This is a genomic window from Burkholderia sp. AU15512, assembly GCF_002223325.1.
In the GTDB taxonomy this organism is placed as follows: Bacteria; Pseudomonadota; Gammaproteobacteria; order Burkholderiales; family Burkholderiaceae; genus Burkholderia.
This window is the reverse complement of record NZ_NKEX01000003.1, coordinates 839,344-864,967: the sequence shown is the minus strand read 5'-3', so window position 1 is coordinate 864,967 and position 25,624 is coordinate 839,344. Positions and strand designations below refer to the sequence as shown.

Genomic DNA, 25,624 nt, shown 5'->3' with positions numbered 1-25,624 from the left:
TTTTAACGTGGCTCCCAAGTCATATCGACGCAGGAGACACGCGGGACATGAACTACGCACAACCCAAGCCGCCTGTCCGGCGCATCGGCGGCATCGCCTTCGTGGTCGGATTGCATGCGGTGATCGTCTACGCACTGCTCACCGGTCTCGCGACGAAAGTCGTGGACGTGATTCGTCAGCCGATCGAGACGCGCATCATCGAAGAGATCAAGCCGCCGCTGCCCCCACCCCCACCGCCGAAGCACATCGCACCGCCGCCGCCGAAGCACGTCGCGCCCCCGCCGCCGTTCGTGCCGCCCCCGGAAGTGCGCGTCGCGGCACCGCAGTCGCCGAACGCGATCGCCGCGCAGTCGACCACGCCCGCGCCGTCGGCCCCCGTCGCGCCGCCGGCGCCGCCCGCCCCTGCGGCGCCGGTGTCGACGAGCGTCGGCGTGGTGTGTCCCAACTCGACGCAGGTCCGCGCCGCCATTCGCTATCCGCGTGAAGCGCTGAAGGACAACCTGACCGGCGACGTCGTCGTGACGTTCGTGGTCGGCACCGACGGCAACGTCAAGGACCTGAGCGTGACCCAGTCGGCCGCGCCCGTTCTCGACCGGGCCGCGGAAAACGCCGTGCGGCAGTTCCACTGCGTCGCACAGGGCGAGGAAGTCCGCGTGCAGGTGCCCTTCTCTTTCAAGCTCGATTGAGGCTGCCCCCGACAGCCGTTCCCTTTCCACTTGGCAACGCATTTCAGGAGACATTCATGCTCAACCGAACCCGCAAGGCCGCCCTGGCGACGGCACTGTTCCTCGCGGCCAGCGCCGCCCACGCCGCCACCGACACGGTGACGAATCCCTACGGCCTCGATGCGCTCTGGAAAGGCGGGGATTTCATCGCACGAGGCACGCTGCTCATCCTGGTCGTCATGTCGATAGGCAGCTGGTACATCATCGTCGCGAAACTGCTCGAGCAAGCGCGTGTGCTGCGCCGCGCGAAGGCGGCGGAAACGGGTTTCTGGAAAGCGGGCAGTCTCAGCGAAGGCACGAAAAAACTGGACGCCGGCAGCCCGTTCCGCTTCATCGCCGAAACCGGTCTCGCGGCGTTCGACCATCACGAAGGCGCGCTGGTCGAACAGGTCGACCTCAACCAGTGGGTCGCGGCGGCCATCGAGCGGGCGACCACGTCCGTCTCGAGCCGCCTGCAGGACGGCCTCGCGTTTCTCGGCACCGTCGGTTCGACCGCGCCGTTCATCGGCCTGTTCGGCACGGTGTGGGGCATCTATCACGCGCTGACGGCGATCGGCATCGCCGGTCAGGCCTCCATCGACAAGGTCGCGGGGCCGGTCGGCGAAGCGCTGATCATGACGGCCATCGGCCTGGCCGTCGCGGTGCCCGCCGTGCTCGGCTACAACTGGCTCGTGCGCCGCAACAAGGCGGTGATGGAACGCGTGCGCGGGTTTTCGACGGAACTGCACATCGTCCTCCTGACCGGCACGACCACGGCCGGGGCCGCCGCCGCGACCAAGGCCGCCGCCCTGACCCGCGTGGGGTAAGCCATGGCCATGACCACAGGCTCCCGCGACGGCGCCGAGCACGACGAGACCATGTCGTCCATCAACACGACGCCGCTGGTCGACGTGATGCTGGTGCTGCTGATCATCTTCCTCATCACGATTCCGGTGGTCTCGCACACCGTGCCGGTCACGCTGCCCAAGGAGACCGTGCAGCCGCTGCAAACGACGCCGCAGAACGTGATTCTCGCCGTGACAAAAGAGGGCGACGTGTTCTGGGACGAACGGCGCGTGCCCGATGCCGCAACGCTCGTCGAGAAACTCAAGGCGGTTGCCGTGCAGTCGCCGCAACCGGAAGTCCACATCCGCGGCGATCTCGACGCGCGCTACGCCGCCATCGGCCGGGTCGTGTTTGCCTGCCAGCGGGCGGGCATCGTCAAGGTCGACTTCATCACCGAACCGCCGCCGCGCCAATGATCCCTTCATACCGACCAGGAGACCCGAGATGGCCATGACGATGCCCACCGGCAACGCCGACGAACCCGACGTGATGATCGAGATCAACACCACACCGCTCATCGACGTGATGCTGGTCCTGCTCATCATGCTGATCCTCACCATTCCGATCCAGACGAACGCGGTCAAGCTGGACATGCCGACCGGCGCACCGCCGTCGCAGCCGCGGACACCGCCGGTGGTGCAGATCGATATCGCGGCCGACGGCGCCATCGCATGGAACGGCGAGACGCTGCATTCGCGCGAGCAACTGGAAACGCGCTTGCACGACGTCGCCGTCGACCCCGCGCCGACCGAACTGCATTTGCGACCCGACAAGGCGGCGCCTTACCGCGCCGTCGCCATGGTCATGGCCTCCGCGCAGCGGCTCGGCGCGAACCGCATCGGGCTCGTGGGCAACGAGCAGTTCATGCAGTAACCGCCTTCTCATCACGGAGCCCTCATGTTCGACTCCAACCCCGACGTGCTCGCCCCCGTGGCGGCCTCGAGCCCGCCATCCGATTCACCGGCCGGGCCGCGCGCATGGTTCGGTCTCGCGATTCTGGTGATCGTGGCGTTCTTCGCGTTCGTCGATCGTCAGATGCTGATCCTGCTGACGGAACCCATCCGCCACGATTTCGGGCTGACCGACACGCAAATCGGCCTGATGCAAGGCGCCGGCATCGCCCTGTTCGCCGGCGTGGCGTCGTTGCCGATCGGCTGGGTCGCCGACCGCGTGGATCGCCGTGTCGTGCTGGTCGCGTGCGTCCTCGTCTGGAGCGCCGCCACCGTGATCTGCGGCATGACCACCCACTTCTGGCAGTTGTTCATCGCCACCGTCGGGCTGGGAATCGGCGAAGCCGGACTGGTGCCGGTGATCTACGGCCTGATTCCCGATCTGTTCCCTGCGCGCCGGCGCGTGCTCGCCAATGCGATCTTCGCGCTCGCCAACCTGTTGGGCTCAGGGGCGGGGATGGCGCTCGGCGGCGCACTGATGCACGGCATCGCGGCGGCGCACGGCGCGTTGCCGGCGGGACTCGCCGATCTCGAACCGTGGCGGCTCGCGTTCTTTGCCGTTGCGTTGCCCGCCCCCGTGCTGGCCGTGCTGGTTCTGCTCATCCGCCCCGGCAAGCACGGCGATACGGAAGCAGCCACCGCGCGTCACCGGACTTCCGCGCCGCTGCCGTCCGCACCGGTCTACTTCCGGCGCGAAGCCATCATGATGCTCAAGTTCTTTGGCGCCATCGGGCTGGTCAACCTGTCGTTCGGCGGTGTCGCGACATGGATGCCGGTCGTGGCGGTGCGAACCTTCGGCGCGACACCGGCTGAAGCGGGCGGCGGCATGGGTGTGGCGGCGATGGCCGGCGGCATCGCGGGCTGCGTGCTCAGCGGACTCGTTGCAGGCCGCATGCGAGCGCGCTTCGGCGTACTCGCGCCATTGCGTGTGTGTGAATGTGGCGCGCTGGTCGCCGGCGGCCTGTCGTTCCTGTATCTGGCCGTGGGCTCGCTGACGCCGGTCTACGCGCTCTTCGGCGCACAGCTCGCCTGCATGGTCGCCGGCATGGTGCTGTTTCCCACCCTCATGCAGAACATCTGCCCCGCTCACCTGCGCTCGCGCGTGGCGGCGATCGGCGCGCTGACGTCGATCATCGTGCAGTCCGGCAGCCCCGTGTTCATCGGGTTCATGTCGGATCGTCTGCATGCGTTCAGCCAGGGCTTGCTGTGGTCGATCGTCTGCGTGGCGGCGTTCGGCTTCTTTGCCGCCTGCCTGTTGATGCGTGCGGCGGGCCGTGGTGTGCGCGACGCGATCGAACGCTATGCGTAATTCCCCTCCTCCTTCCGCTCCCATGTCACCCCGCCCGCTCTCACTTTCGCTGCGTATCGAACGTTGGCCGTTGGCCACGCCGTTCCATATCACCGGCCACGTCATCGACGCCGCTCGCCTCGTGAGCGTGACCGTCGACGACGGGCACCACGCCGGCAACGGCGAAGCCTCCGGGGTCTTTTACCTCGGTGAAACGCCGGAATCCATCGCCGCGCAAATCGAGCGCGTCCGACCATCGATCGAAGCGGGCATCACGCGCGCGCGATTGCTCGACGTATTGCCGCCCGGCGGCGCACGCAATGCGGTCGATGCGGCATTGTGGGCGCTCGAATCGCAACGGCAAGCGATGCCTGCCTGGCGCATCGCGGGCCTCTCCGAGCCGCGCCCGTTGCGGACCACGATGACGATCGGCGTGGATACGCCGAATGCGATGGCCGGGGTCGCGCAGGGATTGCCCCACGCGCGGGCGCTGAAGGTCAAGCTGGACGGCAGCGCCGCCGACGCCGCGCGCCTCTTCGCCATCCGTGACGTGCACCCGGAAATACCGCTCGCCGTCGACGCGAATCAGGGCTGGTCACGCGCGCACTTCGACACGATGCTCCTCGTGCTGCAACAGCTTGATGTCGGCATGCTCGAACAGCCGTTTGCGATCGGCGTGGACGCCTGTCTCGAAGCAATCGATTGTCCGGTCCCGCTCGCGGCCGACGAATCGTTTCAGGATCTCGGCGACCTGTCCGCCGTCGCGCGCCGCTACGACATCGTCAACCTCAAGCTCGACAAATGCGGCGGCCTGACGCGCGCACTCGACCTTGCCGCGCGGGTGCGCGAAGCGGGCTTGTCCGTGATGGTCGGTTGCATGGCAGGCACCTCGCTGGCGATCGCCCCCGCGTTTCTGCTCGGGCAACTGTGCGATCACGTCGATCTCGACGGACCGATCTTCCTCGCACGCGATCGCGAGCCGGGTGTCGCGTACACCGACGGCCTGCTGCACTGCCCGTCCAACGTCTGGGGCCACGCCGGCGCCCCCGCCTCCTCTCGCTGAGCCATCGACATGACATCCGACTCATCCACCACGACGACGCAGCTCGACACGCTGTTCGCGCGTGATCACCGCGCCGATGCACCCGGATTGATCGCCGGCATCGTCCATCGCGACCAGCTGCTGTATCGGCGCGCGTTCGGCCTGGCCAGCCTCGAACACGGCATCGCCAACACGCCGGCCACCCGCATGCGCATCGGCTCGGTCAGCAAGCATGTCACTTGCCTCGCCGTGCTGCTCCTGTGCGAGCGCGGCGCGCTCGACGCCGATGCCCCCATCGGCACGTATCTGCCGGCGCTGCCGCCGGCCGCGGGCCGCCCGACGCTGCGGCAGTTGATGTCGCATCGCGGCGGGCAGCGATGCGCACTGGATCTGGCGCTCCTGACACAGGGTCTCGCCATGTCGCCGCCTGGCGCGTTCCTCGCCTCGCAGCAACGTCAGCACGACGAAAATTTTCCGCCGGGAGAACGCATGATGTACTCGAACGGCGGCTATCACCTGCTTTCGCTTGCCGTCGAACGTGCGAGCGGGATGCCGTTCGACGCGTTCCTCGCGACCCATATTTTCGCGCCCCTTCTCATGCATGACACCGCATGTGTACCCAACGACATGAAGATCGAGCACGGCATCGCGACGATGCATGTGCCTGACGGCATGGGCGGATTCCGGCGCGGCATCTTTCCGACGTGGGAACTGCTCGGCGAAGGCTCGATCGTCTCGACCGTCGACGACATGCTGCGATGGACCGCGCACCTGCGATGCAGCGAGAAGATCGTCGGCAACGCCGACACCTGGCGCCAGATGCTGGCGTTGCCCGTATTCTCCAGCGGTCTGCGCAGCCAATACTCGCTCGGTCTCACGCAGAGCACCTACCGAGGTGTCGAGCTGATGCAGCATTCCGGTGGCGTCGTGGGTGGAACTTGCCAGATGCTGGTATCGGTGGCGCACGGGCTTGACATCGTATTGCTCAGCAACGGCGCGCTCGACGCACCGCTTGAACTGTCGAAGCGTGTCGTCGACATCGTGCTGGCGGACGAGCTGGATGGCGATGGCCCGCCTGTCGCGGCGCGCGCCGCGGATCACGCGGCACGCCTCGGCAGCTACCGGTCGACCCGCACCGGCGCCGTGTATGCCCTGGAGGATCATGACGGTGCGCTGGTGCTGGCGGGCCCCCTTTGCCCCAGACGCTCGATGACGCTCTACGACAGCGCCGATGAACTGGACGACGTCCAGCTGGAAGCGAGCGGCGACGGTCTGTTGGCGCTGCGGTGGGGATCGTCCTGCACACCGAACGATCTCTCCAGCCTGCGCATCGTGCATTGCGGCCATGTCGACACGTTCGCACGCGTCGGCGAAGCGCCCGCGATGACGCCGGATCTCGCCGCTGCGATGTCCGGCACATTTGCAAGCCACGACGCCGATGCCCACGCGATCATTCGGCTCGACGACGAAGCCATCGTGCTTCGCCTGCACGGCGCGGTGGGCCATTGCGACTACCGCCTCACGCCGCTGGCCCACGATGCTTTCGAACTGGTGCCGATCGATCCAGTGAACATCACGACCGGAATGCTTACGTTGACGCGCGACGCAACGCGCGGCGACATGACCGGCTTTCGCGTCGATACCGCGCGTACCCGGCATCTGGTTTTCACACGGGTACACGCCGAAGCCTGATACGTGCCGGCGCCGAACCGCGCCGGCATGTATTCACCTCGCCGACGCAAACGGATTCGACACGCGCGGCCAGTAGTTGAGGTCACGAAGCCGATAGTCCAGTTCGGCAAAGTTCATCGTGAGCGCCCCTGGCGCGGCGATATGAAAGACGGCTTTCGAACGCGGCGCGAAGTCGGTCTGGAAATGCTGCGTCGATTTCACGACCACGAGCTTCTTGCCGGCGAAGTCGATGCCAAGGCCGGTGAATGCGTCCACGCCGAGCACCTGGGTGCGAACCGATATCAGCGCGATGTCGAGCCCGTTGTCCGCTTCCACCCACACTGCCCGGCCAAGCGGTTGCTCGAGGCCCATGATGCTTTGCGTATGCCGCTCGACCACGTTGCGGACGGTGACGCGCAGGTCCACCGGTTCGCCGGAGTACACACTGCACTTGCCGCCGATGCGCAGATCCAGCGTGGCCCCGACACCCGCGTCCTTGCAGATCTGGATGGCACCGAGATCCCAGAAGCACCCGATCGCTACATTGGAAATCCGTCGCTCGACCACGCGACGCAGAATGAACGTGCTGTCGCACGGCGCGCCGCCGCCGGGATTGTCCGCGACATCCGCCAGCACGACCGGCCCGCCCTCGAACGCCAGCGCGCGATCCAGCCCGGCATCGATATCGAGCCATGCGGGGCGTGTCGCGTCGCGCAACTCCCAGAACTCGCGCGCCAGTTGCGCCGCCAGCGCGTCGGCCTTGGCGAGATCGTCGTCCGTCACCACCCAGAGTTTCGCGCCGGCTTCCGGCACGTCGCCCCACGGAAACCCATGGCCGAGCGACACCGACAGCACGCCGTCGCGCCCTTCGAACGACTGCATGCGCCGGACGAACCCCGCCATCGGCTCGCTAGTGGTGTGCCAGGCGCCGACCATCCGGCAGTCGAACACGCCGATCGTCGGACGGATGCGTCCGGCAGCCATATCGAGCGTCAGTCGATAGGCGTCGCGCGCCCGCTCGACGGCGTCGATGTGCGGATACTCCTTGTAAGCGATCAGGACATCGGCCGATGCCTTCATCAATTGCGTGAAGTGACAGTGCGGGTCGAGCGTGACCGAGATCGGCACGTCGGGGCCGACCACCGCGCGAACGCCGGCGAGCAGGTCGCCTTCGCAATCGTCGTAGCCCTCCGCCACCATCGCGCCGTGCAGCAGCAGAATCACGGCATCCAGCGGCAAGGCGGCCTTTACGCCATCGAGAATTTCGTCCCTCAGGGATTCGTAGACCGCACGAATCGTGCGGCCAGACGGCTGGGCTTCGGCACACAGGCCTTCGACGATGTAGTGACCGTCGGCCTGCGCGAGGCGCCGCACTTCCGCGAGCACGTGCCCCACGCCGTCGGGCTCGCGCACACTCGCGTCGCCATGAAAAATCGTGAACTCTTCGAAGCCGCCCCATCCGGTCGGGCACGGGGCAAAGGTATTGGTTTCCGTCGAAAGCTGAGCCGTGAATATCTTCATGACGAGGTCTGCCGAATGGGAGTGAAGGACGTGAATCGACTATAAGCACCCGCCATTTCCGCTTTGTGAGCAGTCTGTATCAAGCGTGAAACAGAGCAGTGCCAACGGTCGCTCCGGGCTCTTCTCCCTATCGACGCGGCAACGTGACCTGTGCGACCAGCCCGCCTTCCGGACTGTTGCGCAACACCAGTTCCCCGCCGTGACGCTTCACGACGTCGTTCGCGATGGCGAGGCCCAGCCCCGTCCCGCCCGTGTTCCGGTTGCGCGAACTTTCCACGCGGTAGAACGGCTCCAGCGCGCGCTCCAGTTGCGACTCCGGGATGCCCGGGCCGTGATCGACGATCTGGATCCGCACGCACGACGGTGCGTCGATCAGGCGGATGTGCGCGTCTTCACCGTATCGAATCGCGTTGGCGACCAGATTCGTCAGGCAGCGCTTGAGGCCCAGCGGCTGCGCCGAGATCGGCGGCACCTCACCACTGATCGTCACTTTTTGACCGTGTTCGGCCGCATCTTCCGCGATGGCATCCACCAGTGCATTGATATCGACCGGACTGAACGCCTCGACCACCTCTTCATTGCGCAGGAACGACAGGGTGGCTTCCAGAAGCTGCGTCATCTCGTCGATATCGTCCCTGATTCGTTCGCTCAATTCGGTATCCTGAGCGGATCGAAGACGCAGCTTCATGCGCGTCAGCGGCGTGCGCAGATCGTGCGATACGGCGGCGAGGAAGCGGTTGCGCTCACTCATTTGCCGCCGCAGCGACGCCTGCATCGTGTTGAACACGCTGGCGGCCTGACGTGCCTCGACAGGACCGATTTCCCGGATGGGCGGCGCATCGATATTCCTCGACAGCTCGGCGGCGCCGACGGCCAGCGTTCGGAACGGGGCCGCCAGCATGCGCGCGCCGATCCAGGACGAGATCAGCGCGGGCATCACCTGGATCATCACCGCGGCGCCCCACTGCAACGCCGCGCTCATCCCGGGCGGCGGCTTGAACGGCGCGGTGCTGTAGAGCTTGAAGAGCAACAGGCCGGCACTGATCTGCATCACGAGGATGATCGAGATCATCACGAAGAACAGGCGATAGAAAGCTGAATCGAAGCGGGGTTTGTGCATGGTCCTGGCCAACGGCGAGCGATGGCGTCGATTATCGCCCGTGAATGTAGGGGCCATGTGAGCCCTTTATTGCAAACCCGAAACAAGTCTTCGTCCCGGTTTTGCACCGCGTCGGCCCGTGTGGCGGCCCCGCTCCGTCACCGATCGTTTGTATCAGCACCGATACAAACGCCACATGAACCAGAAATAACCGGCACTTACCGTTCACCCTGAGTTGCGCTACACGGCATCGCGTTCAGTCGATTGCAAAACCAGGAGGAGACAATGGTGAAGATGAAAAACCGGACGAAGCACGCGGCGGTTTCGGTAACGCTACCGCTGCGGCACGGCAGACGTTACGCTCCGCTCTTCGTCGGCCCCGTATTCGGGTTGGCATCGTTGGGCGTGCACGCGCAGGAACAGGCGCGAACGCCCGCGACGACGCAGCAGGTCGCCGCGCCTGACGCGGCGTCCACCGCGACGCCCATCGCCGCGCCCGGCGCCGCGACGCCGAACACCCCTGCGGCCGAGGTGACGAAGGCGCAAGGCAAGGGTGGCGCGACGCTCAATACCGTCGTGGTGACCGCGACACGCCGACGTGAACCGGCTCGCGAAGTCCCCATGCAGGTCAATGTATTGTCGGCCGACGAACTGCAGAAGAGCGGCGCGAAAACGATGTCCGACTTCCTGTCGTCGGAGCCGGGGGTCGACTTGAACGCCAGCGGCGGCAGCGGGGCCGGTCAGGTCAGTATTCGCGGCGTGACGACCGGTGTGCAGACGGGGCCGACGGTCGGCATGTACGTCGACGACGTCGCGTTCGGCGGCAGCACGCTGTTCTCCCAAAGTGCAACGTTCTCGCTCGACATGAGCCTGCTCGACCTCAACCACGTCGAAATCCTGCGAGGTCCGCAGGGCACGTTGTATGGCGCGGGTGCGATGGGCGGCTTGCTGAAATACGTGACCAACGAACCGGACTCCAGTCAATTTTCCGGGCAAGTCGGCACCGGCGTATCGGGAACGGCGCATGGCGGGGTGAGCGGGACGGCCAACGCAACGTTGAACATCCCGCTGAAGACCGACGTTGCCGCGCTGCGCGTCTCCGTGTTCGGCCAGCACGATGGCGGGTATGTCGACGCAGTGGGCCCCAAGGCGGACACCCACATCGATCGCGGCGACACCTACGGTGCTCGCGCGTCGTTACTGCTGACGCCCACCCGCGATCTGACGGTCCGGCTGACCGCGCTCTCGCAAAACATCAATCGCAACGATCCGAACTACGTTGAATATGGCGCCGACGGCAAGCCGGTCTGGGGGGACCTGACCACGCGACAGTTCGCCCCGCAGCCCTTTCATCAAAACATCCAGCTCTATTCGGCCGGAATCGAATACGAGCTCGGCTGGGCGCGCCTGAACTCGATCACGTCGTATCAAAGGGTCAACACGAGTGCGCCGCAGGACCTGACCGGTGTCTACGGGCCGCTATTTGCCGCCCAAGGGCTGAACCTGGGGTCGGTGGTCGCCAAGGATGTGGCCACCACGAACAAGGTGACCCAGGAGTTTCGCCTGACTTCGCCAGGCAACCAGCGACTCGAATGGCTGGCCGGCCTCTTCTATACGCACGAGCGCAGCCATTCGAGCGAAGGCTTTCTGACGACCTTGCCCGACGGCTCGCCCGGCCCGGACCTGTCGGAGCTCCAGGCGCCCAGCACGTACAACGAGTACGCGGCATACGGCGATATCACTTATCACCTGACGCCGCGGCTTTCGCTGACCGGCGGCGTGCGGATCGCCCACAATACCCAGACCTACGAGCAGACGACCTACGGCACGCTCGCCGGCCCGACCCAGACCATCTCGGCACCGTCGTCGGACACCAGCAAGACCTACATGTTCACCGCGCGCTATGCGCTGACCGCCAACAGCAATGCGTATGTCCGCATCGCGAGCGGATACCGGCCCGGCGGCCCGAATGCGCTGCTGATCGATCCCCTCACCGGCATGCGCGCGGCGGGTAGCCCGACCTTCGCACCCGACACGCTGTGGAGCTATGAGGCGGGCTACAAGGCCGACCTGCTCGACAAGCGGCTGTCGCTGGAAACGTCGGTCTACGACATCGAGTGGAAGAACATCCAGCAGCTCGGCACGGTCGATGGCGTCAATCAGGTCATCAACGCCGGCAACGCGCGCATCAAGGGCCTGGAGTTCTCCGGCACGTTCCGCCCCAACCCGCACTGGAACTTCAGTGCGAACCTGTCGCTCATCGACGCCAGCCTGACGAGCGGCAACGCCAACGCGGGGACGACCGCGGGCGCGCCCTTGCCGAACTCGGCCAAGGTCGCCGCCACGCTCTCGGGCACCTATCTGTTCACCGCGCAAGGGTATCCGTCGTATGCGGGTGTGACCCAACGTTTTGTCGGCCGACGTCATAGCGGGTTCGACGCCAGCTCGGGCCGGCCGGATTATCCGTTGCCGGGCTACGCGATCACGGATCTGCAAGCGGGCGTGGATTTCAGGAAGTTCAGCCTGGCATTCTATGTTCGCAACCTGTTCGACCGTCGCGCGTTGATCGCCGCCGGTACGTCGCTGATACCGATGGGCGGCCCGGCGCTCGTCAGCGTGATTCAGCCCCGCACGATCGGCGCGGCGCTGACCGTTCCGTTCTAAATCATAGGGATACCTAAAATGACTCAAGCATCGCACGACATCGTCGAGCAACTGGATACCCTTTTCGACCGCTTCAACAGGAGCGACGAACCCGGCCTCGTCGTGGCCGTCGCGCATCGAGGCGACGTCCTCTACCGGCGAGGCTTCGGCATGGCAAGCCTGGAACACGGCGTCGCCAACACGCCGGCCACGCGCTTGCGCATCGGCTCGACGAGCAAACACTTCACCTGCCTTGCCGCCCTCCTGCTCGCCGAAGACGGCAAGCTCGACGTCGACGCCGGGATCCGCACGTACCTGCCCGAGCTGCCGCTGCTCGCAGGCGACCCCAGCTTGCGCCAACTGATGACGCATACGGGCGGTTACCGCTGCTATCTCGATCTCACGCTGCTCGCGCAAGGCGTCGCGACGTTGCCGCGTGGCGGCGTGCTGGCGGCGCAAGTGCGGCAACGCGACGTCAATTTTCCGCCGGGCGAGCGGATGATCTACTGCAACGGCGGATATCACCTGCTGTCGCTCGCGATCGAGCGGGTCAGCGGCATCCCCTTCGAGACCTTCCTGAAGGCGCGCATCTTCGACGTGATGGGCATGGTCGACACGGAATCGGTCGCCGACGACATGCGCATCCGCCCACGCATGGCGACCCAGCATGTGCCGGATGGAAAAGGCGGATTCATGCGCGGCCTCTTTCCGACGTGGGAAGTGCTCGGCGAAGGCGGGATCGTGTCGACGGTCGACGACATGCTGCGCTGGCTCGCGCATCTGCGCGGCCCCAAACGGGTCGGCAGCGAAGCAAGCTGGCGCCAGATGCTGACCCGACCACACTATTCGAGCGGCGCGGAAGGCGTCTACGCGCTCGGGCTGATGCTCACGCCGCATCGCGACGTGGAGGTGCTGCACCATGCCGGCGGGGTGTTCGGTGGATCTTGTCAGATGTTGACGGTGGCCGAGCACGCACTGGACGTCATCATTCTCACGAACGGCGCAGCAGTCAATCCGGTTGAAGTGGCGACGCAAATCGTCGATATCGTGCTGGGCGATGCCGTCCTTGGCGCGAAGCCCGCCACGCCCCTGCAAACTGCCGGGCACGAAACCTTGCTCGGCAGGTTCCACTCCCGTGTGTCCGGGACGTATTGCGTGATCGGCGATCGCAACGGGCAGCTCAACGCGAGCTTTCAGAACGTCGAGCAGATGCCCCAGCCGCTCATCGAGACGGCGGCCGGATTGCGGGTTGACGACGGCACAGGCAGAGCGCTGCTGATCAAACCTCGAGCGTCGACGGCGGCGGCTCGCGTGACGGCGATCGAGCTGGTGGACTGCGGTCACGCGGAGACGCTCGAGCGCTTGCCCGATCACGCGCCGTCGCTCTCCGATGCGTCGGCGGGCCTGGCGGGCACGTATCACAGTCACGATGCCGCGGCACGTGCGACGATCGCCGTGACGAACGGTGAACTCACCCTCACCATGACCGGCGCCGCCGGCAGTGCCGGCTACCGGCTGGAGCCGGTGGCCGACGACATTTTCACGTTCGACCCTGCCGGTCAGATGGCCGTCATGCGCGGCGTCGTGACGGTGGAACGCTCGGGTCACGAGGTGACGGGCTTTCGCATCGACACGTCGCGCACGCGCAATCTGGCCTTCGTGCGCGAGCGGTGTGATTCGTACACTCCGAGTCACTTCATGGCGTGACGTTTGCGTGGTGGGGCGCGCGGCTTCGTCAGGCGGCGCGAGTTCCACCACATGCCTGATGCCGCCGCAGACCGACCTGCCCGTCCATTCGACGCGTCTCTGATGGCAGTGGCGTCGCCGTTCGGTCGCGGGCAACTACCGCCGATGCCACGCCACAAAAACAAAAAACCCGCGAGCGCATGGCTTCTCGCGGGCTTTCGTCCCTTTATCGAATCGCGATGAAGCGATCGTGGTGCCGGGGACCGGAAGCTATATCACATAAAAATCAACAGCTTGAAAAAGCATGGTGCAGATTTGTAGCGACTGCTCCCAATTCATCGGCCAATCCCGGTTTCGGAATCGAACCGGCGCGCTACACTGTACGGCCATACAGTATTGCTTTACATCGTGGAAACCAAAGCGACCCCCTATATCGGGCTACACATCCGCACGGTCATGCGCACGTGTTGGACCTGCGAGCATTGGGCCGGAACCGCAGAACCCGGCGCCGGCATCGCGCACTGCACGCACCCGCGATGCTCGCCCATGCGCGCGCGACCGAACCACGGGTGCTCCTGCTGGGTGCGAGCGACGGGCCTCGATGAGCTGGACGATGAGACCTGCGACGCGCTCGCGCAGCGCTATTTGTGAGCTGAGACGATCACCGCGTCGTAGTCGTGCTCGTACTGCCGGCTTGGTCGGCAGCCGGCGTCACGCTTCCAGGCGACACCGCGAACTGGGTGATCGTCTGCGTCTGCATCGAGGCATCTTTAGTCATGCCGAAGTAGAAGCCGAGCGCCGTCTTCAGCTCATTGAAGAGGTAGCCGATCACGATGCCGAGCGTGCCCGCGGCGGTCGGATCCTTCATGACCTGCGCTGCCCGGCCATCGAGCATCAGGAACACGACTGCCAAGCAGCCGATAAGGAGCACGACCGTCACGGTCGGGCGCACCCAGTCGTTCGGCTGCTGCGCGGCGAGCCGGCGCGCGCTGTCGCGGTCGGCCGCCTCGGCCGTGTAAATGTCCTTGTCGTAGCCGAGCTTGGCCTCCTGCAACTGCGCATCGATCTGCGCGAGCTGCGCCTGCTGCTCAAGCACGGCCTTCTGGAACTGCAGCGCGAGGTTCGGATCAGCCTGCAGTGCCGCGAGCGCGGCTTCGGGAGCCGACTGCCCCGTGACGGCCTGCGCCACGCCGACGACCTTGGTCGCGACGTCTTCGGCCTTCGAGCCGCCGAGCCAGCCGGCGATCATCGGCGCGAATTGTGCGAGCGCCATTGCAATGGGGATCAGGGGCATCACGCAGCTCCTTTAGTGAGGTTGCCGGCGACACGCCGCGCCCAGCCTTTGCCGAACGTCGCCCAGGTCGCCAGGGAGGTGAAATAGGTCAGGCGTAAGGCATTCCAGCGCAGGATGAAGCGCAGCGGATCGGTCGCCTGAACGGCTGCGATCGTCTTCGGCCCGAGCACGCCGTCAACGGTGGCGCCGGCGCCGCCCTGCATCCAGATCACGGGATGCCCCCCGTTGTAGTTCGCGTCGAAGATCTGAAACGCGACCCGCGGGTCGAACTGGTCGAGATGCAGCGGATCCCAGTACAGACGCTTCGCGATCGCTTTCGCGGTATCGCGCGGCAGATCGCGCATCGCGCCGGTATAGCCGGCCGCGCGTGCGACGCGCGCTGTCACGCCCCACATCGTTTCGCCGCCCGGATCCTTCGGGTTGTTCGAGTATCCGCCCTCGTTTCCGATCAGTGCGTCGAACGCATTGTCGAAGCTGCTCATCGCGCCCTCCCTTTCCCACGTAGTCGATCAGCGATCTGCATCCAGATCAGCACTAGCGAGGAAGCGCCCACGAACCACGCGATGTCATGGCCTGCCAGCCAGTTCCATCCAGCAACGGCAAGACCGCCGGCTCCCAAAACTTGCGCGACCGCGCTTTGAATGGCGCTTGCGAGACTCGTGGCAATGTTCGATGTCGGTTCTGCCATCTCACCCCCGAATCTGGAAGCGGATACCGGACAGATCGATATACGTCGCGCTGGCATTCGTATCGGCCTGATCGATTGATCCGTCCGGGTTGACGCGCAGCAGGCACGGCCCGTTTGCGCCACCACACCCGAAGATCTGCGTATAGAGGGGCGTCATGCTGGCAGGCAGCTGCGCGACCTTCACGTTCGCGCCGACCGTGCCGCCCTTCATCGTGCCGCGCACGTCCACCCAGCCATCGCGGCTCATGCTCGCGTAGTAGCCGGGTGTGCTGCCACCGTAATACGACCAGCCGTTGAGCGGCGTGAGCGCCTGCCAGACGTTGCTCGAGTACGGGAGCATTTCGGCATCGCCCATGATCTCGTCGACGAGCTTGCCCCAGATCATGTTTTGGAAAATGCTCAAGGGATGGACACCCTGCCCGTTGCCCCAGTCGTCGGAGAGCATCTTGCCGGGCATCCAGTTCGCGTCTCGCATCGTCGCGTACGCGTCGAAGAACGCGCACTTGTAATCGCGCGCGGCGGCCACGTAGATGCCGCGGATCTGCTCCATCCATTGCGACGAGCGACCGTGCTGCGGGTCATAGATCGCGTTCGGCCCGACGAGGATGATCGAAAGCTGATCGACAGTCCCATGTGACTGCGCGCGGATCTCGGCGAGCTTCGCGCGCAGGTTCGTCTTGAAGCCGTCGAGGCCATCCTGAATGTCGTTGATGCCATACTTGATCCAGAACACGTCTGTCGTGCCGCCCACCTCGTCGATGTCCGGGATCGCGTTCATCTGCGCGATACGGGTTCCACCGATACCGCGGTTCGTGCAGGCGATCGGATTGCGTACGCCCTTCACGCGGATCATATAGTCGGTCAGCAGCTGCTGCGGCTCGAATGCCGGGCCCGCATAGCCGCCGCCATTCGCAGCGGTGGCGACCGTGGAATCGCCGTAGATGAACATCGTCAGCGTGCCACCAACCTGAAGGCGCAGGAACAGGCGGTAGAGATATTCCTTGCCGATGAAGCGCTGGAAGCGATCGCCATAGGAGTTCTGCGCGTAGACGCCCCCCTGCGGCGCGGCGATCAGCAGTTCACCGCCGCCCTCGAACTCGATCCCATACTGGTTGTCGACGCCCGTTACGCGCATCGACTTGCCGTTCAGGTTTACCGTTCCACCATTCGGCGCGGTCGCAATCGCGTTCTCGACGGGAGTCGTATCGTCGTTGATGCCATCGGCGTTCAACGGGCCCTTGTCGGCGATGCTGACGTTATCGCGCATTTTGTCCTGGGCGGTGCGAGATACAGAGCCGGGGCCACTCTGAATAAATCCGACGAGCGACGAGCCTGTGCCGTCGGAAAGCATCCCGGTCGGCTCACTGACGACCTGGTCCCAGATCGTCGCGCCGAAGACGTCCATAACCACCTGGCGATATGATCCAGTTCCAATGATCGTCGCTTGGCCGCGCGAATCCAGCACGACCGGATTCGTGTTCGGTTCCGTCATGGCGATGTCCTGCCATGTGTCCTTCTTCGTGGTCGTGCCCGGCACATAGAACGTGACAGAGCCACCGACGAGCGGCTTGCCGTTCTGATCAATGAACTGCGTTTTCCCGTTCGGAAGGATGGAAGCCATTGCTACCTCAAAGCAAAAAGGCCACCGCAGTGGGTGGCCTATAATTGAAAAACCCCGCACTGGGCGGGGTTCGGGGAATCAAGTGGACGACCAAACTGTTCGAGCTATCGTCGTTGCAGCGTCATATGGCGTGATTGGGGCAGCCGTCCCGGTCATCAAAAAACACCTATTTGCTTGGTGCGATCGCATTGATGAGCGCATTGCCCGTCGGCGCGGCGAGTGGAGCGACGAACTGGGAAAGCCCATTCCGTACTGGGACCGCTAACCCGGGGCGAGCCGTCAAGAGAGCCTGCGCAAGACGTTGCCCGGGGCCTGTATAGGGAAGCGCCCCGAGGCCGATGCCGCCGAGCGTCCCAAGGGTCGATAGCGGTGCTGTGGCTAGGCCCGCGCCGATCGACCCGGGCGCGAGGAGCGCCATCAAGCCGCGGCCGGCGGTTCCTGAATCTGGATATTTCGACCCAAGCACAGACTGAGCTGCTGTCGAAAAGTCCTGCATCAGCGCATTCCCGGCCGCAGTTGCCCCCTTTCCGGCCGATCGATCACCTGCCTTGACTGCGTTCTGCAGCTGGGCGGCCGTGAAAATGCCTTCATTGTTCATGGCACCTTGAGATGCCGCGGCAGCACGCATGCGCGCAAATCGCGCATACGCGGCGTTCGCATTCGCAAGCCCTTCCACTGCATCTGCGGGATTTGTCCGAGCAAGCGAATTCTCGACGGCCGATCGAATTTCGCCGATAGCGGCCCCGAGTTGGCGATTGTCGAAAGACGGGTCCCCCGAGTAGCCTCGCGCGAGATCGCCGAGTTCTTCTTGCACGCCCTTCAGGGTTTGACCATCCATGTTTCCTTGAGGGCCGACCTTCCCGAATATCTGAGTGCGCAGCGTATTCATGAATGTCTGTCGTTGCGCAGCGGGAAGCTGCTGAGCCATATCGGTCAGACGAAGGATGTCCGCTTGGAAGCCGGGATCGGCAGCCTGAAACGACATGCGCCCTAGCGAATCGTCGTAGGCATCCCGAATCGCATTGCGAACAGCCCCGATCGCCTCTTGACCTGCGGGCCCTTCGTAAGTGGCGCCAATCGGCGCGAGAACCTCGTTATAGGTCGCTCGATTGAAATCCTGAAGCGTGCGTTGCTGGGCATTCTTGATCATGTCCCCAAGAAACGGGACGCTCGAAAGCTTCGCTTCCGTTCGCGCAAAACCGCCCCCGAGAATTTGACCAGGCGTCATCGTCACGCCCGAATCCAGCATCCGCTGCTGGGCCGCACCGACGGTTGGAGAAATGGCCGCACCGAGTGCCTTCACCAATGGATTCGCGACACCCCCAACGGCCGCGCCGGTGGCTGCCTGTCCAAGCTTCTGCTGCAGGAAATTCCCGGGCGTCGTGACGGGTTCAAGCAGACTGCTTGCCGCACCTGACAGAGCGCCCGCGCCAAGGCTGCCAAGAACGCCGCTCCCAGCCGGCAACGTCGCCGCCAGAGGGGCGGCTCCAATCACGTTGCCGGCCATTCGCCCCCAGTCGATACCGGGCGCTTGCCGTTGTCCTGTCACGACGCCCGTAAGCGTCTGAGGCTGCTGCGCCGCGCGATCTGCCGCGTACTGCGCATTCTGAGCCTGAATGGTCTGGTCGATCTGCGGCACCGCGGCATTGATGTCCTTCGCGAACTGCGAATCGGGAGCAATCTTGTTCGCGAGCCATGCGCCACCATGCACGAGCGATTGAACGCCGCCCTTGATCGCATCGCCGATCCCCATTGTGACGGAGCCAGGCGTTTGCCAAGGCTGGCTGGTAATGGTCGGCTGGAGGGATGCCCCGCTGGCCGGCGTGGCTGCGGTGCCAGTTTGCGACGCGCCTTTTCCTGCCATCACGCCGGCAGCCATCGCCATCAGCGGATCGTCGGATTGTTGTGCAGGCTGGCTCGCGGGCACAGCACCTGCGGCAGGGGCTTGGTTCGCGGGCTTCGGCATGCCGCCCATGATGCCATGGGCCATGTCGAGCAGCGGATCGCCGGTCGACGCCGTCGGCGCAGCGGCTGTCGGTGCCGGCGCGCCAGTCGTCTGCGGCCCGTTCAGGCGCTGTCCCGTCGCTGAGATCACGGGCGCGCCTCCCATCTGTGCCGGCGTCAACTCGCTCGCGTTGGCCGTGCCTGATAGCGCCGAGGCGATCGTATCGCCAAACTTGCGCACCATGTCCACCGCGCTCGAGAGCTTTCCAACGTACTTCGGGTCTTCGGCATAACCGCCAGCCTTCAGCGCTCCTGCGTAGGCCGTCGCATCCGCGCCCTTCCCGACCGCGCTCTGATACCGATTCGCGATCATGTTGACGAAGTCGTTGCCAAAGTCGAGCGGCGAAGGATACGCGCGGTACTGGTCGACGGACCCCGTCTGGTTGTCCTTTGCGGCGACGCCGGGGCCCTTGATGTTGCCGAGGTTGTTCGTGCCAGGCACGATCGACTTCCCCCACCCCGTTTCAAGACCCCATTGTCCGAGCAGCACGTCAGGCGCGACGCCGATGCGCTGGCTGACGGCCGCGGCCACCGGCCCGAATTGCTGGATGAACCCCTGAACGTCTGCCATCAGAATGCCCCAAGCGCCTTCATGGCCTGATAGTCCTTCATCCACGATTGCAACTTGCCCTGCGCCTTCAGCTGCTGCATGGCGGCCTGTTGCGCAGCCGGATCAGCGAGCGAGCGAATGTAGGAAACGTCTGGATTGAATGACTGATTCCACTTCGCTTCGAACTGCGGCAACTGGCTCGTGTTGTTGCCGTTCTGCGCGAGGAAGTTCGTCGTCGCTTGCTGACGGTCGAGCAGTGCTTGTTGAAGGCCCTTCGCATGTGCGATCGATTCCTGAAGTGCCGGCAGGTTCATGTTGTTCGGATCGGGCTGACCAGCCTTGGCCGCAGCCACGCGTGCATCGCTGCCCGACAGGCCGAGCGATTGCGCTGCTTGGTCTGCTGCGCTGTTCAGGTAGCTCACGGCCAACTGATAGTCCTTGACCGAATCGCCCGTCGGCTTTTGGCCGAGCGCGCCGAGGAGCGTCTGCACAACGCCACCTGCGGATGCGATCGGACCCGCGCCCTTGCCTGCGGCGATCGCTCCTTGCACCGCCTGATTCGCGAGGTCGTAGGTCTGCATCATCGGCTTGGCCTGCGAGGCTGCCGTCTGCAGTGTGTTGTAGCGCGTCGCCGCGCCGCTGGCGACATCGGATGCACCGAGCGGCGCACCCGTCGCATATCCTCCGCCGGGTACTTGCGGAACCTGTCCGCCGGCCATCTGACCTTTCGTGTATGTGGTCGGCTGACCGTTCTTGTTGAGCGTGAGTCCAGGCGCTAGCGCCTCGCTGGGCGAGAGGCCGTTTTGCACCGTATAGCCGACCGTACCGACGCCGCCACCGGCCGCGAGCGGATTCTGGTTGACTGCGACCGTCGCGGGCCCCGTGTTGACCTGCGCGTACTTCGGCATCATCGCGTTCAGCTGCGTCTCTCCGCTCAAAGCAGACATGTAGTGCTGCTGCAGCCATCCGCGGAGTGCCTGCGGGTCGGACGGCATCGACTGCATTTCGGCTTGGAAGACTTGCGGCGTGATCGCGCCGGCTTGCAGCTGCGTCACGCCGAAATTCATCACGTCCTGCGGAGACAGATCGGGCTTCGTCAGTAGACTGCCGAGGCCCTGACGCAGCGCGCTCTGCGTCTTCATCGCCTGATCCAGATTCGTTCCCGTTAAGGTCGCCTGCTTCTGCTGTGCATCAAGAATCGAATTGTTGATTTGCGGCAGGTTGTACGCGCCCGCACCGGATGCCATGATCGACCGGAACTTGTTGTAGTCCGTATTCCCATTCGCATCGGTTGACTGCTTGAACGCCTCGGATGCGGCCTGATTGGCAGCAAGCTGCTGCTGCTGAGCTTGCCCGCTTGCATTGATCGCGCGGAACTGCGCGACCTGCAGCGCCTGCTGCAGCGGGTTGAATTCGGCTGTCTTGAACTGGAGCGGAATCGAAGGATCGAGCGGCATCTTCACACCTGGAAGTAGATCGGGTTGCCGGCCGCAGTCGTCCCATACGTTGGGTTCGCGGCGGTCGCGCTCGCCAGTGCGTTGTTGTTCAGTAGCCCGTAGGTCATCGCGCCGCTGCCAAGGCTACCCAGGGCACCAGAGAGAGCATTCGCCCCGCCAACAATGCCGGAAGCCTGCGCATTCGCTCCACTAGTCAGCGTGTTGCCGATGTTGCCGACCGCCGCCGCTCCGAGCGAGCCATTCGTCGCGGCCGCGTTCTGGCCGTTGCCAACGACGCCCAGCAAGCGGTTCGCATTATTCGCGGCGCTGTTGTAGTTCGTCTGGAACGTGCTCTGCGCTTTGCCGAGATTCGTGTTGTAAGTATTCAGCGCTCGGTTGAACACGTCGTTGTAGGTCGAATCTGCGAGTCCTGTCGCATAATTGGCTGCACCCTTCATTGCGGCGCCAGAAGTGCCGAGGCCGCGAGCTGCTGCCCCGTTCTGCACGGACTTCAGTCCTTGGTCCAGGGTGAACTGATATCCGGGAGTGGCGGCAGCTTCAGCTGCTGTCGGCGCTTGGAAATCTGCATAGGAAAACTTCTGTTGCAGTGGATTCGAATCGATCGTCCCGGTAACGTTCCCGAGTCCGTTCATTGTGTAACCGAGAGCGGTAACGAGCGGATTGATGAAGCCGCTCCCCAACTCAAGATAGGGCTTAAGGTTGGCTTGCGTTTGCTGCCACTGCTGATTTTGGAGCGCCGCCGCATTGTTTGCGGCATCGGCCTGCGTTTGCGCCGCGTCGCCCGCAGCGTTCGAACCGATCACGCCGGAGGCAACGCTACCAACAACACCAGCTCCCGCAATTGCTGCAGCTACGCACATGTTTCACCTCCCGGCAAATCTTTGAGCTTGAGTTCCATCACGACGTCGTCGGCGATATAGCCGCGGCGCTTGAGAATCTCAAACAGCCCCCCAGTCATCGTGACCGGCCAGCCGATAATGCTGACGCCGCGCTCGCGGAGCGTGTCTTCTATCTTCGACATGAGACGCGGCATCGAGCGGCGATGATCAGGCTGCACGAAGAATGTGTCGACGTTACCGCACAGTTCAGTCTTCAGGTGAAGGCTCCGATAGAGGATCGCCAGGGCATAGCCATGCAGAGCGCCTTCATCGTCGCGCAGAGTGAATGCGATCAGCGATTGATGGTCGGACAGGTAAAGGTACTGATCGATGTCCGGATCGATCTCAAGACCGCGCTGCCCGTGATACGCGCATGTGTCCTTCTTGATTTCCGAACATTCATCCCAGCTCTGTTGACCGAGCGGCACGATTTCGTCTGCGAGTTCGCGGGTGAACGTCTCGATGGTGATTTTCACGATGCTGTCGCCTCCGCACCCGTGATCGTCAGCGTCACACCGTTGCCGTCCGCATAGAGCGCCGCCGGGTTCACGATCTTCGTATTGATCACTTCCGGAACCATCATCGACGCACCGGCCGCGACCGACACGCGATGAATGCGCGTACCGTCTCCGGCGGCTCCTCCATTCGGCACGAGGTAAAAATTGACCGTGACTGCCGCCGCCGTGGGGTTCCACAGATTGACGGTATGCGCTGCGCCTTGAAGGGCTGCGCCAGGCGAGTATGTCGCCGCCGGTGCACCTCCTAGCACACCTTGATAGAGTTCCTTCCAGTTCACGCTCATGCTTCAGCCTCGATGAGTTTTCGAAGGTCATCGGACGCCTGCAGTGGCACTGCGACCGATTCAGGAATGGGGATGGAATAACGCGTCGTGACAGTTACAGGCGCGAAGCTCTGAAGGGATTTTTCGAGCGCCGTGATGCGTGCCATCAACGTACAAATCACGGCCCCCGTCGCATTTCCGTTCTCGAGCAGGAATAGCTCGGCTATCTGGAGTCCTTGTGCATCTACCAGGGACTGGAGCGCCGAAACATCAACACCGGTACTTCCGCCGCCTCGATTGAAAAGCGCCATGAAGAACATGCGCCATTCAGACGTCAGGCGCCCCTGCGAATCAAGCGGAGCGGCGGCTGGAAAATTCGCATTCAGGTTCATGTGCGCGCCCTCGAAACGTCCACCCACGCGCCGTTGAGCGCCGTACGGACGGGCTCCGACCACGACAGCTCGAACACGCGATCACGGGCATAGCCGAGACGCTGGAACTGGATCGAGGTTCTGAATTCGCCGCGGCGCCCCATCGTGGCCGTCACCGGATTGCCCCACGTCGCGCCGCGATCATCGCTCCATCGCAGGCTGACGAGCGGATCGGTGGCGTCATCTGGCATCCCCGCGCCAACCTCCATATCCGCGATGAACTGGCGGAACATCACGCGGTTGCCGTCGGCCCCGAGAATATGCGGGAAGGATCGGATGCGCTGGATCGGCGCGCCATTATCGGTATATGCGTTGGGGTCAAGCGCGTAGACGGCTCCTGTTTTCCAGTCTCCGACCAGATTGCGGCCACCATTGAACGAATGACAGTTCATACGGTGTCGACTCAATGCGCCGTCCGCCTCGAGATACGCACGCTGGTGCCACTGCCCAGTTGCCGTGTCGAAACACCACGTCGCATTGGCAGTCGGAAACGTGAGTACATAGAACGCATGGCCGCCCTGTAGATAAGAGAAGCCGATCGCATCGTCGATCTGGCTGTATGTGCTGATCGCTTGCTCGAGCGCATGCGTCGAGATGCGCTCGGCCTGATAGTTCCGTCCGGCGAATACAACGCCCTGCCCCTGAAGGTCGCGGCCAAGCCAGAACAGCGCCAAATCGATTTTTGCGATGGAGTGCTTCGCGGCGCAGCCGTGTTCGATGAATACGCCAGGCATCCGGCCGAACGTGAAGTCAGACGCACCCGTGTTGAACCACACTTCCGTCGTCAGCGCACCGAAGAGCCAGATCTCGCGATGCATCACCGCGAGCGTCACGAGCTCGTCCGAGTAGGTCGACTTCGAGGCGATGTCGAGTGAATCGAATGCGACATCAAGATACTTCGTAATATAGAACTGCGAGGTCCCAGGCCGGTTGAATATGAAATATCCGTCGACGAAGTCCACCTTGTCGGCACCGTAAAAAGCTGGGTCGGTGCAACGTGTCATCGTATTTGAGGCGATCGTCACGATGTAGCCACTCGTCGTTCCGTCGACGATGAACATGGACGTCCCGTTGTCCACCATCGAAACCGGTCCGCTTGCCGACGAAAGCGCCCCAATCTGCGAATAGACGTTCGAGGCGTTCACGGCGTAGACGTCGGCGCCGACGACCTCGTATCGGTTTCCGTTCGAAGCCGTGTAGATGCAGCGCGACTCTGCCGTGACCGGGGGCGTCGACACGAGCGTGAGCCCTGGCGTCGGGTAATACGTAAATGGCACTGGCGCATCCTGCGGGTTCTGCTCGCCGTACAGGTTCACGCAGCGCTGCGCCTCCGCGATCAGGCTCTTCGCGGCATACGCGCCGATGGTCAGAGGGACGCGCATCAGTAAGGCCGATCCGAATAGATGTTGTAGCGCTGCTTCGTCGCCAGCCCGCGCGGCATGCTCATCGCTTTGATCTGCACGTTCATTCGCTTGACGGCGCGCTTCGCGTTCATCGCGAGGCGTACGAGCGCCGGCTGCGGATCGAGCTGATACGACGGCGCGATATAGCACGCGAGGTTGTAGCGGATCGCGGCCATGTACTGCGGCGGCAGATTGATCACATCGGCCGGCGTCTCGAACTGCGGAAGTTCCTCGAGCGTCACGATGTGCAGCTCGAAACTCGCGTTCGGTACCGGATACATGAACAGCGTGCCGAGTGGCCATGCCGAGTCGTAGAACGCGTAATTCGGGAACGACTGCAGCGCTTTGAGCGCGATGCGGGCGTAATCCTCGCGCGCCGGGATAATCGTCACCGGGTAATCAATCGGCGTCGCAGTACCCGGGTTCAGGCGCGCGTATGCTGCGTTGATCTGGTACGGCCACGACGGCGTGTTGAAGTTTCCGCCGGGGCCGACCGTGTACGACTGCGCGCCGGTCGATTGCAGCGCCGTGTCGACGAGGTGATAAACGCTCAGACGCTCGCCCTGCCACTGGCCGAGCATCATGTTCAGCGTGTTCAGCGCATCCTCGGTGTCATCGGGCGAGATCGACTGCCCGATACCCAGCGCGCCGATGTCCTTCAGCGCGAGGGTGATCAGGTCGACGGCGGTTGTCACGCTGCCTCCAGCGCCGCGCGGATCTTGTCGTTCGACCAGCGCTTGTCGATCTTGATGCCCTTCTCTTCGGCGATCTGGATAAGCGCTGCCCGCTCGTCATCCGCTTCGACGGCCGGCGCGAGCGCAGCCTCTTCCTCGGCGCTGTGCACGAGGACGTCGCCGACCCACTTCGGATACTCGACGAAATCCGGCGCTTGCTCGCGCGGCACGAGTTCGACGCGCACCGGTTTGCTCCAGCCTTCGCCGAGCGCCTCGAACGCGGCCTGCGATTCGACGATCTGCTGCGCACCGTCAGGGCCATTGACCCACATCGGGAATTCTTGGAACACGTCGCCTCCGGAAACAAAAACCCCCGCCGAAGCGGGGGTCGAT

23 protein-coding genes are annotated in these 25,624 nt (G+C 64.1%); 9 read left to right on the top strand and 14 right to left on the bottom strand.

Going from position 1 to position 25,624, the window contains the following annotated elements; all coding sequences use genetic code 11:
• Positions 1–47: 47 nt before the first annotated feature.
• Genes CFB43_RS06695 through CFB43_RS06665 form a run of 7 tightly spaced genes read left to right on the top strand, consistent with a single transcriptional unit; the run spans position 48 to position 6,522 of the window.
• Entirely contained in the window at positions 48–686 is a 639-nt protein-coding gene (locus CFB43_RS06695) for an energy transducer TonB (protein ID WP_089494525.1), read from the top strand.
• 56 nt (positions 687–742) lie between these two features.
• Positions 743–1,531, top strand: a complete 789-nt coding sequence (locus CFB43_RS06690; protein WP_089494524.1) for a MotA/TolQ/ExbB proton channel family protein — start codon at positions 743–745, stop codon at positions 1,529–1,531.
• Between the two features lie 3 nt (positions 1,532–1,534).
• Positions 1,535–1,966 carry an ExbD/TolR family protein gene (locus tag CFB43_RS06685; protein ID WP_089494523.1) on the top strand — a complete coding sequence of 144 codons (432 nt, stop codon included), beginning with the start codon at positions 1,535–1,537 and terminating at the stop codon, positions 1,964–1,966.
• Between the two features lie 28 nt (positions 1,967–1,994).
• Positions 1,995–2,423: an ExbD/TolR family protein gene (locus tag CFB43_RS06680; RefSeq protein WP_089494522.1), complete on the top strand. Its 429-nt coding sequence runs from the start codon at positions 1,995–1,997 to the stop codon at positions 2,421–2,423.
• A gap of 24 nt (positions 2,424–2,447) precedes the next feature.
• Entirely contained in the window at positions 2,448–3,809 is a 1,362-nt protein-coding gene (locus CFB43_RS06675) for an MFS transporter (RefSeq protein WP_089494521.1), read from the top strand.
• Positions 3,778–4,851 (top strand): dipeptide epimerase, encoded by a 1,074-nt coding sequence (locus CFB43_RS06670; RefSeq protein WP_256989938.1) that lies wholly within the window; start codon positions 3,778–3,780, stop codon positions 4,849–4,851. Before CFB43_RS06675 ends, CFB43_RS06670 begins: the two co-directional genes overlap by 32 nt.
• 9 nt (positions 4,852–4,860) lie before the next feature.
• Entirely contained in the window at positions 4,861–6,522 is a 1,662-nt protein-coding gene (locus tag CFB43_RS06665) for a serine hydrolase domain-containing protein (protein WP_089494519.1), read from the top strand.
• A 33-nt stretch (positions 6,523–6,555) separates the two neighbouring features.
• On the opposite strand, the gene CFB43_RS06660 is transcribed toward CFB43_RS06665, so the two are convergent.
• Positions 6,556–8,022, bottom strand: a complete 1,467-nt coding sequence (locus CFB43_RS06660; RefSeq protein ID WP_089494518.1) for a M81 family metallopeptidase — start codon at positions 8,020–8,022, stop codon at positions 6,556–6,558.
• A 127-nt stretch (positions 8,023–8,149) separates the two neighbouring features.
• A complete protein-coding gene (locus CFB43_RS06655) occupies positions 8,150–9,142 on the bottom strand; it encodes an ATP-binding protein (RefSeq protein WP_089494517.1) in 993 nt (330 codons plus the stop codon).
• A gap of 264 nt (positions 9,143–9,406) precedes the next feature.
• On the opposite strand from CFB43_RS06655, the gene CFB43_RS06650 reads away from it, so the two are divergent.
• Entirely contained in the window at positions 9,407–11,785 is a 2,379-nt protein-coding gene (locus CFB43_RS06650) for a TonB-dependent receptor (protein WP_089494516.1), read from the top strand.
• An 18-nt stretch (positions 11,786–11,803) separates the two neighbouring features.
• Positions 11,804–13,471 (top strand): serine hydrolase domain-containing protein, encoded by a 1,668-nt coding sequence (locus tag CFB43_RS06645; protein WP_089494515.1) that lies wholly within the window; start codon positions 11,804–11,806, stop codon positions 13,469–13,471.
• A gap of 640 nt (positions 13,472–14,111) precedes the next feature.
• On the opposite strand, the gene CFB43_RS06640 is transcribed toward CFB43_RS06645, so the two are convergent.
• The 12 genes from CFB43_RS06640 to CFB43_RS06585 all read right to left on the bottom strand — a co-directional run bounded on the left by CFB43_RS06640 (position 14,112) and on the right by CFB43_RS06585 (position 25,581).
• On the bottom strand, positions 14,112–14,744 hold the full coding sequence (locus CFB43_RS06640; RefSeq protein ID WP_089494514.1) for a hypothetical protein: 633 nt from the start codon (positions 14,742–14,744) through the stop codon (positions 14,112–14,114).
• On the bottom strand, positions 14,744–15,226 hold the full coding sequence (locus CFB43_RS06635) for a glycoside hydrolase family 108 protein (protein WP_089494513.1): 483 nt from the start codon (positions 15,224–15,226) through the stop codon (positions 14,744–14,746). The genes CFB43_RS06640 and CFB43_RS06635 overlap by 1 nt, the downstream gene beginning before the upstream one ends.
• A 207-nt stretch (positions 15,227–15,433) precedes the next feature.
• Positions 15,434–17,053, bottom strand: a complete 1,620-nt coding sequence (locus CFB43_RS06625; protein WP_089494511.1) for an SGNH/GDSL hydrolase family protein — start codon at positions 17,051–17,053, stop codon at positions 15,434–15,436.
• A 166-nt stretch (positions 17,054–17,219) separates the two neighbouring features.
• Entirely contained in the window at positions 17,220–19,628 is a 2,409-nt protein-coding gene (locus CFB43_RS06620) for a glucosaminidase domain-containing protein (RefSeq protein WP_089494510.1), read from the bottom strand.
• Complete coding sequence (locus CFB43_RS06615; protein ID WP_089494509.1) at positions 19,628–21,064, bottom strand: hypothetical protein; 1,437 nt, start codon at positions 21,062–21,064, stop codon at positions 19,628–19,630. The genes CFB43_RS06620 and CFB43_RS06615 overlap by 1 nt, the downstream gene beginning before the upstream one ends.
• Positions 21,065–21,066: 2 nt before the next feature.
• A complete protein-coding gene (locus CFB43_RS37590; RefSeq protein ID WP_144023047.1) occupies positions 21,067–21,924 on the bottom strand; it encodes a hypothetical protein in 858 nt (285 codons plus the stop codon).
• Complete coding sequence (locus CFB43_RS06605) at positions 21,915–22,418, bottom strand: GNAT family N-acetyltransferase (RefSeq protein WP_089494507.1); 504 nt, start codon at positions 22,416–22,418, stop codon at positions 21,915–21,917. The genes CFB43_RS37590 and CFB43_RS06605 overlap by 10 nt, the downstream gene beginning before the upstream one ends.
• A complete protein-coding gene (locus CFB43_RS37585) occupies positions 22,415–22,744 on the bottom strand; it encodes a hypothetical protein (RefSeq protein WP_144023046.1) in 330 nt (109 codons plus the stop codon). Before CFB43_RS37585 ends, CFB43_RS06605 begins: the two co-directional genes overlap by 4 nt.
• Entirely contained in the window at positions 22,741–23,115 is a 375-nt protein-coding gene (locus CFB43_RS06600) for a hypothetical protein (protein ID WP_144023045.1), read from the bottom strand. The genes CFB43_RS37585 and CFB43_RS06600 overlap by 4 nt, the downstream gene beginning before the upstream one ends.
• Positions 23,112–24,536: a packaged DNA stabilization protein gene (locus tag CFB43_RS06595; protein WP_089494505.1), complete on the bottom strand. Its 1,425-nt coding sequence runs from the start codon at positions 24,534–24,536 to the stop codon at positions 23,112–23,114. Before CFB43_RS06595 ends, CFB43_RS06600 begins: the two co-directional genes overlap by 4 nt.
• Positions 24,536–25,252: a packaged DNA stabilization gp4 family protein gene (locus CFB43_RS06590; protein WP_089494504.1), complete on the bottom strand. Its 717-nt coding sequence runs from the start codon at positions 25,250–25,252 to the stop codon at positions 24,536–24,538. The genes CFB43_RS06595 and CFB43_RS06590 overlap by 1 nt, the downstream gene beginning before the upstream one ends.
• Positions 25,249–25,581 (bottom strand): hypothetical protein, encoded by a 333-nt coding sequence (locus CFB43_RS06585; protein ID WP_089494503.1) that lies wholly within the window; start codon positions 25,579–25,581, stop codon positions 25,249–25,251. The genes CFB43_RS06590 and CFB43_RS06585 overlap by 4 nt, the downstream gene beginning before the upstream one ends.
• Positions 25,582–25,624: the final 43 nt, after the last annotated feature.

Excerpts from the sequence above, each read along its gene's own strand:
- CFB43_RS37590 (WP_144023047.1), bottom strand. The coding sequence starts at position 21,924 with ATGTGCGTAGCTGCAGCAATTGCGGGAGCTGGTGTTGTTGGTAGCGTT.
- CFB43_RS06635 (WP_089494513.1), bottom strand. The coding sequence starts at position 15,226 with ATGAGCAGCTTCGACAATGCGTTCGACGCACTGATCGGAAACGAGGGC.
- CFB43_RS06650 (WP_089494516.1), top strand. The coding sequence starts at position 9,407 with ATGGTGAAGATGAAAAACCGGACGAAGCACGCGGCGGTTTCGGTAACG.
- CFB43_RS06680 (WP_089494522.1), top strand. The coding sequence starts at position 1,995 with ATGGCCATGACGATGCCCACCGGCAACGCCGACGAACCCGACGTGATG.
- CFB43_RS06685 (WP_089494523.1), top strand. The coding sequence starts at position 1,535 with ATGGCCATGACCACAGGCTCCCGCGACGGCGCCGAGCACGACGAGACC.
- CFB43_RS06640 (WP_089494514.1), bottom strand. The coding sequence starts at position 14,744 with ATGCCCCTGATCCCCATTGCAATGGCGCTCGCACAATTCGCGCCGATG.
- CFB43_RS06665 (WP_089494519.1), top strand. The coding sequence starts at position 4,861 with ATGACATCCGACTCATCCACCACGACGACGCAGCTCGACACGCTGTTC.
- CFB43_RS06595 (WP_089494505.1), bottom strand. The coding sequence starts at position 24,536 with ATGCGCGTCCCTCTGACCATCGGCGCGTATGCCGCGAAGAGCCTGATC.
- CFB43_RS06620 (WP_089494510.1), bottom strand. The coding sequence starts at position 19,628 with ATGGCAGACGTTCAGGGGTTCATCCAGCAATTCGGGCCGGTGGCCGCG.
- CFB43_RS06645 (WP_089494515.1), top strand. The coding sequence starts at position 11,804 with ATGACTCAAGCATCGCACGACATCGTCGAGCAACTGGATACCCTTTTC.
- CFB43_RS37585 (WP_144023046.1), bottom strand. The coding sequence starts at position 22,744 with ATGAGCGTGAACTGGAAGGAACTCTATCAAGGTGTGCTAGGAGGTGCA.
- CFB43_RS06660 (WP_089494518.1), bottom strand. The coding sequence starts at position 8,022 with ATGAAGATATTCACGGCTCAGCTTTCGACGGAAACCAATACCTTTGCC.
- CFB43_RS06655 (WP_089494517.1), bottom strand. The coding sequence starts at position 9,142 with ATGCACAAACCCCGCTTCGATTCAGCTTTCTATCGCCTGTTCTTCGTG.
- CFB43_RS06625 (WP_089494511.1), bottom strand. The coding sequence starts at position 17,053 with ATGGCTTCCATCCTTCCGAACGGGAAAACGCAGTTCATTGATCAGAAC.
- CFB43_RS06600 (WP_144023045.1), bottom strand. The coding sequence starts at position 23,115 with ATGAACCTGAATGCGAATTTTCCAGCCGCCGCTCCGCTTGATTCGCAG.
- CFB43_RS06695 (WP_089494525.1), top strand. The coding sequence starts at position 48 with ATGAACTACGCACAACCCAAGCCGCCTGTCCGGCGCATCGGCGGCATC.
- CFB43_RS06675 (WP_089494521.1), top strand. The coding sequence starts at position 2,448 with ATGTTCGACTCCAACCCCGACGTGCTCGCCCCCGTGGCGGCCTCGAGC.
- CFB43_RS06615 (WP_089494509.1), bottom strand. The coding sequence starts at position 21,064 with ATGCCGCTCGATCCTTCGATTCCGCTCCAGTTCAAGACAGCCGAATTC.
- CFB43_RS06690 (WP_089494524.1), top strand. The coding sequence starts at position 743 with ATGCTCAACCGAACCCGCAAGGCCGCCCTGGCGACGGCACTGTTCCTC.